At 56.1% G+C, this 12150-nt stretch carries 12 protein-coding genes; 4 read left to right on the plus strand and 8 right to left on the minus strand.

Annotation, left to right across the window (positions count from 1 at the left end; all coding sequences use genetic code 11):
- Nucleotides 1-179: 179 nt before the first annotated feature.
- Both chiP and EAE_RS14265 read left to right on the plus strand, forming a co-directional pair.
- Nucleotides 180-1580, plus strand: coding sequence for a chitoporin ChiP (gene chiP / locus EAE_RS14260; protein ID WP_015704749.1), 1401 nt, complete (start codon nucleotides 180-182; stop codon nucleotides 1578-1580).
- Nucleotides 1581-1627: 47 nt separating this feature from the next.
- On the plus strand, nucleotides 1628-1960 hold the full coding sequence (locus EAE_RS14265; protein ID WP_015367703.1) for a ChiQ/YbfN family lipoprotein: 333 nt from the start codon (nucleotides 1628-1630) through the stop codon (nucleotides 1958-1960).
- Nucleotides 1961-2012: 52 nt separating this feature from the next.
- Here EAE_RS14265 and tcuC read toward each other — a convergent pair whose 3' ends face one another.
- From tcuC to ybfF, 8 genes are all read right to left on the minus strand, one after another.
- Complete coding sequence (tcuC, locus tag EAE_RS14270) at nucleotides 2013-3308, minus strand: MFS transporter (protein ID WP_015704750.1); 1296 nt, start codon at nucleotides 3306-3308, stop codon at nucleotides 2013-2015.
- A 54-nt stretch (nucleotides 3309-3362) separates the two neighbouring features.
- Nucleotides 3363-4502 carry a tricarballylate utilization 4Fe-4S protein TcuB gene (gene tcuB / locus EAE_RS14275; protein ID WP_015704751.1) on the minus strand — a complete coding sequence of 380 codons (1140 nt, stop codon included), beginning with the start codon at nucleotides 4500-4502 and terminating at the stop codon, nucleotides 3363-3365.
- Nucleotides 4489-5892, minus strand: a complete 1404-nt coding sequence (gene tcuA / locus EAE_RS14280) for an FAD-dependent tricarballylate dehydrogenase TcuA (RefSeq protein WP_015704752.1) — start codon at nucleotides 5890-5892, stop codon at nucleotides 4489-4491. Before tcuA ends, tcuB begins: the two co-directional genes overlap by 14 nt.
- A gap of 96 nt (nucleotides 5893-5988) precedes the next feature.
- On the minus strand, nucleotides 5989-6915 hold the full coding sequence (tcuR, locus tag EAE_RS14285; RefSeq protein WP_015704753.1) for a tricarballylate utilization LysR family transcriptional regulator TcuR: 927 nt from the start codon (nucleotides 6913-6915) through the stop codon (nucleotides 5989-5991).
- 113 nt (nucleotides 6916-7028) lie between these two features.
- Nucleotides 7029-7481: a ferric iron uptake transcriptional regulator gene (fur, locus tag EAE_RS14290; protein ID WP_015367698.1), complete on the minus strand. Its 453-nt coding sequence runs from the start codon at nucleotides 7479-7481 to the stop codon at nucleotides 7029-7031.
- A gap of 292 nt (nucleotides 7482-7773) precedes the next feature.
- On the minus strand, nucleotides 7774-8304 hold the full coding sequence (gene fldA, locus EAE_RS14295) for a flavodoxin FldA (protein ID WP_015367697.1): 531 nt from the start codon (nucleotides 8302-8304) through the stop codon (nucleotides 7774-7776).
- A gap of 149 nt (nucleotides 8305-8453) precedes the next feature.
- Nucleotides 8454-8747: a LexA regulated protein gene (gene ybfE, locus EAE_RS14300; protein ID WP_015367696.1), complete on the minus strand. Its 294-nt coding sequence runs from the start codon at nucleotides 8745-8747 to the stop codon at nucleotides 8454-8456.
- 133 nt (nucleotides 8748-8880) lie between these two features.
- The gene (ybfF, locus tag EAE_RS14305) at nucleotides 8881-9654 is read right to left on the minus strand and encodes an esterase (RefSeq protein ID WP_015704754.1); all 774 of its coding nucleotides are present in this window, start codon (nucleotides 9652-9654) and stop codon (nucleotides 8881-8883) included.
- 229 nt (nucleotides 9655-9883) lie between these two features.
- Here ybfF and seqA point away from each other — a divergent pair, with 229 nt between their 5' ends.
- Nucleotides 9884-10444, plus strand: a complete 561-nt coding sequence (gene seqA, locus EAE_RS14310; RefSeq protein ID WP_015367694.1) for a replication initiation negative regulator SeqA — start codon at nucleotides 9884-9886, stop codon at nucleotides 10442-10444.
- 32 nt (nucleotides 10445-10476) lie between these two features.
- Nucleotides 10477-12117 carry a phosphoglucomutase (alpha-D-glucose-1,6-bisphosphate-dependent) gene (gene pgm, locus EAE_RS14315; protein ID WP_015367693.1) on the plus strand — a complete coding sequence of 547 codons (1641 nt, stop codon included), beginning with the start codon at nucleotides 10477-10479 and terminating at the stop codon, nucleotides 12115-12117.
- Nucleotides 12118-12150 lie beyond the last annotated feature (33 nt).

Here is a 12150-nt window from a genome sequence, read left to right on the forward strand (position 1 = left end):
CGCTTTGTCATAATCTTAAGCTTTGCTCTGCGAAAGAGATTGATAATTCGCGTCACGAAAAATAGTCTATCCATAGTGGTTTCGCGGACTTTTAACCGCACCGCTTTTAGTACTTTTTTATTTTTTTAGCGAGCTGCCTTTGGCAATCGCAATTTTAAAACGTCAAAGAGGATATGCACATGCGTACGTTTAGTGGCAAACGTAGTACGCTGGCGCTGGCTATTGCCGCCGTCACCGCGATGTCGGGTTGGGTTGTGGCTCCACAGGCCAGCGCAGCAGGCTTTATCGATGATTCTACTTTAACTGGCGGTATCTATTACTGGCAGCGCGAGCGCGACCGTAAAAACGTAGAAACCGACAAGTATGAAACCAACCTTTCCCATTCTACCTGGAACGCCAACCTGGATTTCCAGTCCGGCTATGCCGCTGATATGTTCGGGATTGATATTGCTGCCTTTACCGCGATAGAAATGGCGGAAAACGGCGACAGCGGCCACCCGAACGAAATTGCCTTCTCCTCCAGTAACCGTGCCTACAGTGAAGATTATTCCGGCGATAAGAGCGGGATTAGCCTGTATAAAGCAGCGGCTAAATTTAAATTCGGCCCGGCGTGGGCGCGCGCGGGTTATATCCAGCCGACCGGGCAAACGCTGCTGGCGCCGCACTGGAGCTTTATGCCGGGTACCTATCAGGGGGCGGAAGCCGGAGCCAACTTCGACTATGGCGATAACGGCGCGCTGAGTTTCTCCTACATGTGGACCAACGAATATAAAGCGCCGTGGCATATCGAGATGGATGATTTCTACCAGAACGATAAGAAAACCAAGGTCGACTATCTGCACTCTCTTGGCGCGAAATACGATTTTAAAAACGATCTGGTGCTGGAAGCCGCTTTTGGCCAGGCTGAAGGTTATATCGATCAATACTTTGCGAAGGCCAGCTACAAATTTGATATTGCCGGTTCGCCGTTAAGCGCCAGCTATCAGTTCTATGGTACCCGCGATAAAGTCAGCAACGGCGGCGTCAACGACATCTACGACGGCACCGCGTGGCTGCAGGCGATCACCTTTGGCTATAAAGCGGCCGATGTGCTGGATCTGCGTCTGGAAGGGACCTGGGTTAAAGCCGATGGCCAGCAGGGCTACTTCCTGCAGCGTATGACGCCAACCTATGCCTCCTCTAATGGTCGTCTCGATATCTGGTGGGATAACCGCTCCGACTTTAACGCCAACGGCGAGAAAGCAGTATTCTTCGGCGCGATGTATGACATGAAGAACTGGGATATGCCGGGCTGGGCGTTTGGCGCTTCCTATGTTTACGCCTGGGATGCGAAGCCTGGCAGAATGGCATCCCCGGATGCTTACTACGATCCTAACTATCGTCTGAAAGAGTCCGCCTACAGTCTGGATGCTATCTACACCCTGCAGGAAGGCCGGGCGAAAGGAACGATGTTCAAACTGCACTTCACGCAATACGACAACCACTCCGACATCCCAAGCTGGAGCGGTGGTTACGGCAACATCTTCCAGGATGAGCGTGACGTGAAGTTTATGGTTATCGCGCCGTTCACCATTTTCTGATGCCTGCGCGGCGGGCGTGAGCCTGCCGCCCCTCTGGGAGAATAACTATGAAAAAGTTGCTGCTCATCGCCATCATGGCATCGGGTCTGGTTGCCTGCGCGCCATCGCCAGCGCCGAAAGAAGATTCCAAATTGAAAGATGCCTATAGCGCCTGTATCAACACGGCAGAAGGTAATCCGGACAAGATTGAAGCCTGTCAGAGCGTACTCAACGTCCTGAAGGAAGAGAAACCGCATCAGCAGTTTGCGACGCAGGAGAGCGTCAGAGTGCTGGATTATCAGGCCTGTATTCAGGCGACGCGCACCGGTAATGACCAGGCGGTCAAAGCGCGCTGCGATAAAATCTGGCAGGAGATTCGCAGTAATAACACCACTAAATAAAGCAGACAGTTAAGCGTAAACGGGCGGAGCGCACACTCCGCCCGTCGCTATTTTAACGCGGTATTTCCGCTGGCTGATAGCCGCGGCTCAGACGCATGAACAGCATGGCGGTGGCGGCGAATCCGCATAGGGCCGCGCACATCAGCCACCAGCCTGGCGCGCTCTTATCACCGGTGATTTCGACCAGTGCGGTAGAGATAGCCGGCGTCAGCCCACCGAAGATAGCGGTGGCGAGGCTAAACGCCAGCGAAAAGCCCACGGTGCGAACGTAGACCGGCATCACTTCCGTTAGCGCCGCCACCATTGCGCCGTTATACATACCAAAGAAGAACGAGAACCACAGCAGCACCAGCGTCATGCGGGTGAAATCCGGCGCGGCGGTGAGCCATTGCATCACCGGCCAGGTGGTCAGCAGCGCCAGGACGGTAATTCCCATCAGTACCGGACGGCGGCCTATTTTGTCTGACAGCGCCCCGCCAATCGGCAACCAGATAAAGTTAGAGATACCGACCAGCATCGTGACCAGCAAGCTGTCGCGTGCGCTCAGATGCAGTACCGCTCTGCCATAAGTTGGGGTATAGACGGTAATAAAATAAAAGGTGGTGGTGGTCATCGCCACCAGTAAGGTGCCCGCGCTGATGATGCGCCAGTTTTTAACAATAGTGGTCAGTATCTCTTTGGTATCGGGACGATGCTTACGCTGCAGAAACGCTTCGGTCTCCTGCAGCGAACGCCGGAGCACGAAAATCAGCGGGATAATCAGGCAGCCGATAAAGAAGGGAATGCGCCAGCCCCATTCTGCAATCTCGTCGTGACCCAGCGTCTCGTTCAGCGCGTAGCCAATCAGCGCCGCCATGACGATGGCGACCTGTTGGCTGGCGGACTGCCAACTGGTATAGAACCCCTTTTTCCCCGGTTTGGCGATTTCCGACAGGTAGACCGACACACCGCCGAGCTCGACCCCGGCCGAGAATCCTTGCAACAAACGGCCAATTAAGACCAGCACCGGCGCCAGCACGCCGATGGTTTGGTAGCCCGGCACCAGCGCAATCAGTAACGTGCCGCAGCCCATAATCGCCAGGGTGACCATCAGCCCTTTGCGGCGACCGATCCTGTCGATATAAGCTCCTAATACCACCGCGCCGATGGGGCGCATCAGGAAACCGGAACCAAATACGGCAAAGGTGAGCATCAATGCCGCGAACTCACTCTCTGCCGGAAAGAAGGTCCTGGCGATATAGGTGGCATAGAAACCAAACAGAAAGAAGTCGAATTGCTCGAGAAAATTACCGCTGGTTACGCGGAGAATTGCGCCGAAGGTACCGGCGCGCGAGGTTGGTTGGGTCATAGGGTGTGCTCTCCATTGTCTTTATCTTGTTTTTATAGAGGTAAGAGGGGCGGGTTAGTCACCTGCGACTGCCGCCTGTTTTCCGCGGCGTTTCTCAATCGCCCACTTGAGTAGCGCCGCACAGCGATAAAATCCGTGGGCAAATTTTCCGTAAGGCAGCGTTAAAAACAGCGCCATCACCACCCCGAGATGGATAGCAAGCAGAATGCCCATCCACGAGGTGTCCCGGCCCGCCAGTAGCGCGAGCCCGGTAAAACTGGTCAGCAGCAACAGTAGGATAAAAGCGCGATCCATTGGTTTTTGCCGCGCGTCGCCGTGCAGCGGCGAGCGGCGCAGGTTCAGCCATAGCAAACCCGCAGGGCCTACCAGTAGTCCGATGCCGCCGAGCGTGCCCAGCATCACCGGTACGCTGAAGAACGGGTAGGGGGCTTCCCAGCCGGCGAAATAGTGATAGCCCGTAGCCACAACCGTGGCGGCGAAACAGAGCATAAAGCCGTAAAAGGTGAAGTGGTGAAAACGGCGGCGCATCAGCGTGAAGGCATCATTGGCCTCGTTACAGCCTTTACCGTGGCCACCGTCGAGATATTTCAACGTCAGCGCATCATGCGAGGCCCTGGCGATATCACCAGCTTGCGGTTGGCCAGGCGAGATCTCGCGCCAGAAACGAATCACCCCGCTCATCAATAAACCAATGGCCACAATGAAAACCGAACCGAACATCCACGCCAGCAGGTTATGCGGGAAAATCTGGTAGAAATCACCGGCCAGCGGCGGGTGCAGCAGCGAACCTTTAAGCCCCATCGCCAGCAGCAGAAACAGAACAAGACCCGCGACCAGCGCCAGCACCGTGGCGATCCCCGCACGGCGATATAAACTGCCGAAAGCGGCGGGCCGGGCGTAATGTTGATAGGTTTCCAGCCGCACTTCCGCCATTGCTTTGGGAACATTAATCGCAAACTCGTGCGGCGGGGCATACTGACAGGCGTGCAGACAGGCGCCGCAGTTGTGGCACAGGTTCGCCAGATAGTTAATATCCGCCTTGCCGAATGCCAGACGCTGGGTCATGGCAGGGAACACGGCGCAAAACCCTTCGCAATAGCGACAGGCGTTACAGACCTGCATCACCCGTTCGACTTCCGCCTCCGGCTCGGTGATGATTTGCGCCTCGATGATCAGCTTTTCAAGCGACTTCATGATGTTTCTCCTGCTGCGCCGCCAGGGCGGCTTGCTGACCGGCAATGCGGCCGAATGTGGTCCCGATCGACATGCCTACGCCGGCGGTATAGCCTTTGCCCAGTACGTTGCCGGCCATCATTTCGCCGGCGACAAACAGGTTGCGGCTCGGCTTACCGGCAAAGTGAACGGCGGCGTGTTGATTGACGTACAGCCCGAGGTAGGTGAAGGTGATCCCTGGACGCAGGGCATAACCATAATAAGGCGGCGTATCGATAGGCCGCGCCCAGTGAGTTTTTGGCGGCGTCAGGCCGGAGGTAGCGCAGTTATCAAGACGGGTATGGTCGAACTGGCCTGGCGTACAGGCGGCATTGTAGCTGGCGATGGTCTGCGACAAACGTTCGCCATCCAGCCCCAATTGGCGGGCCAGTTCCGCGATGGTATTGGCCTGGGCGCCCGGAAAAACGGGCGGCATAAACTGTCCAACGGCTTTACTGTCGATGATCGAATAGCCGATTTGCCCCGGCTGGTGGGCGACCAGACGGCCCCAGATGGCGTAACGTTTGGGCCAGAAATCCTCCCCTTCATCATAAAAGCGCTCGGCATCGCGGTTCACCACCACCCCCAGAGACACGCAGTCGACGCGGGTACAGATGCCGCCGTCATAGAGCGGCGCCCGGGCGTCAATGGCGACGCAGTGCGACTGTGAAGGATCGCCGATGATATCGGCTCCGGCGTCGATCATAAATTTGAGCAGTACTCCCTGGTTAAAACGGGTGCCGCGGATGAGAAAGTTGTCGGCAGGCCACTCGCCGCGCTCATTTTGCCCCCAGGCTTCGCGCAGCCACTCGCGGTTAGATTCAAAACCGCCGGCGGCGAGCACGCAGGTTTTCGCGGTGATGCGCTCGGCGCCTGCCAGCGCGGCGACGAATTCGCCATCACGTAATTCAAGCGCCTGCACCGGCGTGTTATAGCGGATCTGTACGCCCATCTGCTCGGCGCTGCGGTAATAGGCATTGACCAGGGCTTTACCGCCGCCCATAAAAAAGGCGTTGGTGCGGGCGACATGCAGGGCGCCGGATAAGGGTGGTTGAAAGTTAACGCCATGACGGCGCATCCAGTCCCGACATTGCGACGAAGTGCGGATCACCAGGCGAGCCAGCGCTTCGTTGGTGTTGCCCCCGGTGACGCGCAGCAGATCCTGCCAGTATTCTTCTTCCGGGTAGCTGTCGACTAAGACATCCTGCGGCGCATCGTGCATACAACGCAGGTTACGCGTGTGCTGAGAGTTACCGCCCCGCCATTCCCGCGGCGCGGCTTCCAGCAGCAGTACGGATGCGCCTGCTTCCCGGGCGGTTAAGGCGGCGCATAACGCGGCGTTGCCGCCGCCAATCACCAGTACATCCACCATTATCGGCTCCATTACGCTTTGACTAATTGTTAAATTTGTAATGGAAATGTAAGACGCAGGGACGACAGGCGCTATGGCGTAAAGCTAAAGAGGGGTTTATGAAGTGTAAAGACTGGCGCCCGGCCAGTTGCCGGATTCAACTAGCTGGCGCATGACTTTTGCCAGCATTACCCGTGCCGCAAGGCCTGCCGGGGTGAGTTCGTCATCGGAAAGACTGACCAGAAAATTCGGTCGGCTTAGTACCGGATTATCGACGCCGATCACTCTTAGCGCCTCGCTGTCGAGATGAGAAATCGCCGCGCCCGGCTGCAGCGTGGCGCCGAGCCCGTCACGGACGGCGCGCATCAGCAGGGCCAGGCCATCGATTTCAGCCACCACGTCAACGTTGATGGCGTGCTCCTGGCAAATAGCGTCCAGCCTGCCGCGCAGGCCATGTCCCTGGCTTGGCATAATCAGCGGGATGGCGGCAAGCTGGTCCGGAGAGATGCTATCGCCGGGCAGCGGCGCCAGCACGTCATGGGCGCCAATCAGGAACAGACGTTCCTCAAGAATGGGTCGGGCGCTCCAGCGCAGGATCTTCTCTTTCTGGAAAACGATGGCTAAATCGAGCTGGCGAGTGTTGATCATCCGTTCCAGATTGCCGGAGAGGCTTTCCACCAGGTGCAGGCGGACGTCGGCGTAGCTTTCGCGCATGGCGTTGATAAAAGGTACGCCCAGCACAGAAGCGGTGCTCGGCGCCATACCGACGCTGACGTGACCGGAAAGGCGTGCTTCACGCGCGGCAAGAATGGCATCGTCAGCATGGCGCAGCGCCAGTTGCGCCTGCGAGTAAAAGGCGAGGCCGGCGCTGGTGGGCATTACGCCGCGCGAAGTCCGTTGCAGCAGGCGGATAGCGAGTTCATTTTCCAGACGCGCCATTTGCTGGCTGAGCGCAGAGACGCCAATATTCAGATCGAGCGCGGCGCGGCCCATACTGCCGGTTTCCACGATGCGGACAAAATAGCGTAGCTGGCGCAGCTCCATAGTGACTCTCCGTACAAGGCGTTAGGCTCTGACAGAATACGCATTCAGGCGGATTTCGCCCATAAAAAAAGCCAACCTGAAGGCTGGCTTTTCATTACATACGAGACGGGAAATTATTTATTCACAGCATCGTGGGCATGTTCATCTTCGCGGCAGTCGCCTTCCGCACAGTGGCCGTAGAGGTACAGGCTGTGGTTGGTTAAGCGGATGCCGTGTTGCGCAGCAATTTCACGTTGGCGGGATTCGATAGAATCATCGCTGAACTCGATCACTTTGCCGCAATCGAGGCAAATCAGGTGATCGTGGTGGTGCTGCTGAGTCAGCTCGAATACGGATTTACCGCCTTCGAAGTTGTGGCGAGTCACGATGCCTGCATCGTCGAACTGGTTCAGCACGCGGTAAACGGTAGCCAGACCAATCTCTTCACCCATATCGATCAGGCGTTTGTATAAATCTTCCGCACTGACGTGATGGTTATCCGGTTCCTGCAACACTTCCAGAATTTTCAGTCGGGGAAGTGTGACTTTCAGGCCAGCCTTCTTTAATGCGATATTGTTGTCAGTCATGCGGAATCTGTCCTGTTGCTAAAGATCGGCTTCCTTTAAAGGGAAGCAATACAGAGAATCACCCGATGTAATGCGTCTCATTATAGAGCTGCTACTCTGAAATGAAAACTGCAAGCATCGCGCCTTGTAAGCTGTCAAAAACGAATTACCAGCTACAAACTGTGTCACGTGACCTCGTGGAATCAGAGGACATTGTACAGATATGTGATGAAAAGTTAAAAACTTGTAGCTATTAGTTTGATTGCTTTTATCTATTAATTCAGCGCAGCTTAATAGCTGCGCTGTTTGATTCTTAGGCGTTTTTGATTTCTTCCAGATGCAGCTCTTCGGAAATCTGCTTCACCCACTTCTCAACGCGCTCGTTGGTCAGTTCCGGCTGACGGTCTTCATCAATCGCCAGACCGACGAAGTGATCGTCGTCCGCCAGGCCTTTAGACGCTTCGAAGTGGTAACCCGCGGTCGGCCAGTGGCCAACGATGGTTGCGCCGCGCGGTTCAATGATGTCACGAATGGTGCCCAGCGCATCGCAGAAGTATTCTGCGTAATCTTCCTGGTCGCCGCAGCCAAAGACGGCTACCAGCTTACCGTTGAAGTCGATCTCTTCCAGCGTCGGGAAGAAGTCATCCCAGTCGCACTGCGCTTCGCCGTAGTACCAGGTTGGGATGCCGAGCAGCAGAATATCGTGGCTTTCCAGATCTTCTTTGCTGCTCTTGGCAATGTCGTGAACTTCAGCAACGTCTTTACCGAGCTGCTTTTGGATCATTTTTGCAATATTTTCGGTGTTGCCGGTGTCGCTGCCAAAAAAGATGCCGATGATTGCCATGAGTAAAATAACCTCTTGAAACTTAATGATGTGGTAGTGGCATTATGCCTACAGTTAACGGCAATCATAGCAGAACAGGGAAGGGCGCGGAAACAGCAATAACGTCCTGGTGCACACTCTGCTACATGAAAGCGATTTTTTTGCGTTTTTCAGACTTCGCCCTGGTTACGCAGGCAGGCCAGTTGGTGCATCAGCATCTCTTCGATAAGATCGCTGCGGCTCATGTTGCGGGCTTCCGCCAGCTCATTAAGCGCGTCGACCGCATCGGCGTTGAGCTTCAACTCAACGCGCTTCAAGCCGCGAACCTTATCGCGTTTGAGCTGATTGCGTTTGTTGATGCGCAGTTGTTCATCGCGCGAAAGCGGATTGGTTTTCGGTCTACCCGGGCGACGCTCATTTGCGAACAAATCTAATGTCGTTCGGTCCGTTTGTTCTTTTGCCATGATTCAGAGTGACTTCGGGGAAACAAGCTGCCGGGCTATAGCCGGCGCAGATAGCGCGCCATAATACATCAGGCGAACCGCTGCGCCAACGACCGCGGGCATTATGCCGCGCGGTCGGGCGTTTTTTAGCCACTCAGGCTTCAATTGTGCTCAGATAACGGCGAATTGCGCGTAAAACCGCCTCGGGTTTTTCCGCATGCACCCAGTGTCCGGCGCCGGCAATGACGTGGGCGCGGGCCTGCGGGAACTGCGCCAGCAGCGCGTCGCGGTATTCATCGGTGACATAAGGGGAGTTGCCGCCGGGAATAAATTGCGCCGGGTGCGGCCAGGCGGGCACGGTTTCCCAGCCGACAATATGCGGGTATTGATCCCACAGCGCCGGCACGTTGAAGCGCCACGCGCCGTCGACAAAGGATTTCAGCAGAAACTGAATGACGCCTTCTTCATTTATATACTCGCGCATTACCTGCGCCGCCTGCTGGCGGGTGCTGGCGGTGGATTCGCTGACGGCGTTAATCGCCGCGAAGATCTCATCATGACGGCGGACGTGATAAGCCACCGGCGCGATATCAATCGCCACCAGCCCGGCGATGCGATCCGGCGCCAGCGCGGTCAGCGCCATCACCGCTTTGCCGCCCATCGAATGGCCGATAAAGGTCGCTTTCTCGATTTGATGATCGTCGAGGGTATCGAGCAGATCCTGCGCCATCGCGCGGTAGGTCATCTCCGGTGAACGCGGCGATAAGCCGTGGTTGCGCATATCGACCTGCAATATATCGTAGTCGGCGACCAGATCGCGGGCGAGGATCCCAAGATTGTCCAGGCTGCCGAACAGGCCATGTACCAGGACGATTGGGGATTTATTGTGCGGGTTTTGTGCAGATTGCGCTCGGCTATTTAATTTCATGGCAAAGTTCTTTTTTTCGCTCCGTCGGGTTAGGGTATTATGTTGGACATTCTGCCATTAGGCTGCAAGACCCGGAAGCATTCTGAGTTTTAACGCCATCCTGGTTTGACGCTATTCGCGGTTGGGATTTGTCCTCTATCTGATGCCTTTTGCGCAGTAGTGTGAAAGACAAAGGATAGTTAATCCCGACGACTTGTATTCAGAAACAAAGAAATCGCACTGGATTAAGATGAAAACAATCGAAGTTGATGATGAGCTCTACCGCTATATTGCCAGCCACACTCTGCATATCGGCGAGAGCGCATCCGACATTTTACGGCGCATGCTGAAATTTTCCGCCGTTTCTCAGCCTGCATCTGGCGCGCCAGCGGCGAAAGCCGCGCCGGCGGCTGCTCCTGCGGCGGCGCCAGTCGTCGAAGCGAAGCCGGCCAACCCGGTTAAAGATAAAGTCCGCGCCATGCGCGAGCTGCTGTTATCTGACGAATACGCTGAACAAAAGCGCGCGGTTAACCGCTTCATGCTGGTATTGACTACGCTTTACTCGTTAGACAGCAAGGCATTTTCAGAAGCCACTGAGTCTCTGCACGGACGCACCCGCGTATACTTCGCCGAAGACTCACGGACGCTGCTGAAAAGCGGTAATCAGACCAAACCGAAACAGGTTCCTGGTACGCCGTGGTGGGTTATCACCAATACTAATACCGGCCGTAAATGCAGCATGATCGAACACATCATGCAATCAATGCAGTTCCCTGCGGAGCTGATTGAAAAGGTATGCGGCACGATCTAGTTAATTAAACTTTGCACCAGAAGGATCAGGCAATGGCAATCGATAAACGTGCGGGTCAGCCGGCACAACAGAGTGATTTGATTAACGTCGCCCAGCTGACCGCTCAGTACTATGTGCTGAAGCCGGAAGCGGGCAATGCGGAGCATGCGGTTAAGTTCGGCACCTCCGGCCATCGCGGTAGCGCAGGGCGCCACAATTTCAATGAGCAGCATATTCTGGCGATTGCGCAGGCGATTGCGGAAAACCGCGCGAAAAACGGCATCACCGGCCCGTGCTACGTGGGTAAGGATACCCACGCTTTATCCGAACCGGCCTTCATTTCCGTGCTGGAAGTGCTGGCGGCGAACGGTGTTGATGTGATCGTTCAGGAAAACAACGGTTTCACCCCGACGCCGGCGGTTTCCAACGCGATTCTGGTGCATAACAAAAAAGGCGGCCCGTTGGCGGATGGTATCGTTATCACCCCGTCGCACAACCCGCCGGAAGATGGCGGTATTAAGTACAACCCGCCAAACGGCGGCCCGGCTGATACCAACGTGACTAAAGTGGTGGAGAACCGCGCGAATGAACTGCTGGCCGCCGGTCTGCAGGGCGTGAAGCGTATTTCTCTCGACGCCGCGCTGGCTTCCGGCCACGTGAAAGAGCAGGACCTGGTACAGCCGTTTATTGAAGGGCTGGCGGATATCGTCGATATGGCGGCTATTCAGAAAGCGGGCCTGAAACTGGGCGTCGACCCGCTGGGCGGTTCGGGTATCGAATACTGGAAACGCATCGGCGAGCATTACAAGCTGGATCTGACCATCGTTAACGATCAGGTCGATCAGACGTTCCGCTTTATGCACCTGGATAAAGATGGCGCGATCCGCATGGACTGCTCCTCCGAGTGTGCGATGGCGGGTCTGCTGGCGCTGCGCGATAAGTTCGATCTGGCCTTCGCCAACGATCCGGATTACGACCGTCACGGTATCGTGACCCCGGCTGGCCTGATGAATCCGAACCACTATCTGGCGGTGGCTATCAACTACCTGTTCCAGCATCGTCCGCAGTGGGGTAAAGACGTTGCGGTTGGTAAAACGCTGGTTTCCTCGGCGATGATTGACCGCGTGGTTAACGATCTGGGCCGTAAGCTGGTGGAAGTGCCGGTGGGCTTCAAGTGGTTTGTTGACGGTCTGTTCGATGGCAGCTTCGGCTTCGGCGGCGAAGAGAGCGCAGGGGCATCATTCCTGCGTTTCGATGGCACGCCGTGGTCCACCGATAAAGACGGTATCATCATGTGCCTGCTGGCGGCGGAAATCACCGCGGTGACCGGTAAGAACCCGCAGGAGCACTACAACGAGCTGGCGGAACGCTTTGGCGCCCCGAGCTACAACCGTCTGCAGGCATCGGCCACTTCCGCGCAGAAAGCGGCGCTGTCTAAGCTGTCGCCGGAAATGGTGAGCGCCGACACGCTGGCGGGCGATCCAATCACCGCGCGTCTGACCGCGGCGCCGGGCAACGGCGCTTCTATCGGCGGGCTGAAAGTGATGACCGACAACGGCTGGTTCGCGGCCCGTCCGTCAGGCACCGAAGACGCCTACAAAATCTACTGCGAGAGCTTCCTTGGCGAAGAGCATCGCAAGCTGATTGAAAAAGAAGCGGTAGAGATTGTCAGTGAAGTGCTGAAAAACGCCTGATCCTGTTTACCCCGGCGGCATTAACCGACCGCC

Source organism: Klebsiella aerogenes KCTC 2190 (assembly GCF_000215745.1).
Classification (GTDB): Bacteria; Pseudomonadota; Gammaproteobacteria; order Enterobacterales; family Enterobacteriaceae; genus Klebsiella; species Klebsiella aerogenes.

What these genes read in the sequence shown, in the direction of transcription:
- tcuC (WP_015704750.1), bottom strand. Translation starts at nt 3,308, where the DNA reads ATGACCCAACCAACCTCGCGCGCCGGTACCTTCGGCGCAATTCTCCGC.
- ybfF (WP_015704754.1), bottom strand. Translation starts at nt 9,654, where the DNA reads ATGAAATTAAATAGCCGAGCGCAATCTGCACAAAACCCGCACAATAAA.
- pgm (WP_015367693.1), top strand. Translation starts at nt 10,477, where the DNA reads ATGGCAATCGATAAACGTGCGGGTCAGCCGGCACAACAGAGTGATTTG.
- fldA (WP_015367697.1), bottom strand. Translation starts at nt 8,304, where the DNA reads ATGGCAATCATCGGCATCTTTTTTGGCAGCGACACCGGCAACACCGAA.
- ybfE (WP_015367696.1), bottom strand. Translation starts at nt 8,747, where the DNA reads ATGGCAAAAGAACAAACGGACCGAACGACATTAGATTTGTTCGCAAAT.
- tcuR (WP_015704753.1), bottom strand. Translation starts at nt 6,915, where the DNA reads ATGGAGCTGCGCCAGCTACGCTATTTTGTCCGCATCGTGGAAACCGGC.
- EAE_RS14265 (WP_015367703.1), top strand. Translation starts at nt 1,628, where the DNA reads ATGAAAAAGTTGCTGCTCATCGCCATCATGGCATCGGGTCTGGTTGCC.
- chiP (WP_015704749.1), top strand. Translation starts at nt 180, where the DNA reads ATGCGTACGTTTAGTGGCAAACGTAGTACGCTGGCGCTGGCTATTGCC.
- tcuB (WP_015704751.1), bottom strand. Translation starts at nt 4,502, where the DNA reads ATGAAGTCGCTTGAAAAGCTGATCATCGAGGCGCAAATCATCACCGAG.
- fur (WP_015367698.1), bottom strand. Translation starts at nt 7,481, where the DNA reads ATGACTGACAACAATATCGCATTAAAGAAGGCTGGCCTGAAAGTCACA.
- seqA (WP_015367694.1), top strand. Translation starts at nt 9,884, where the DNA reads ATGAAAACAATCGAAGTTGATGATGAGCTCTACCGCTATATTGCCAGC.
- tcuA (WP_015704752.1), bottom strand. Translation starts at nt 5,892, where the DNA reads ATGGTGGATGTACTGGTGATTGGCGGCGGCAACGCCGCGTTATGCGCC.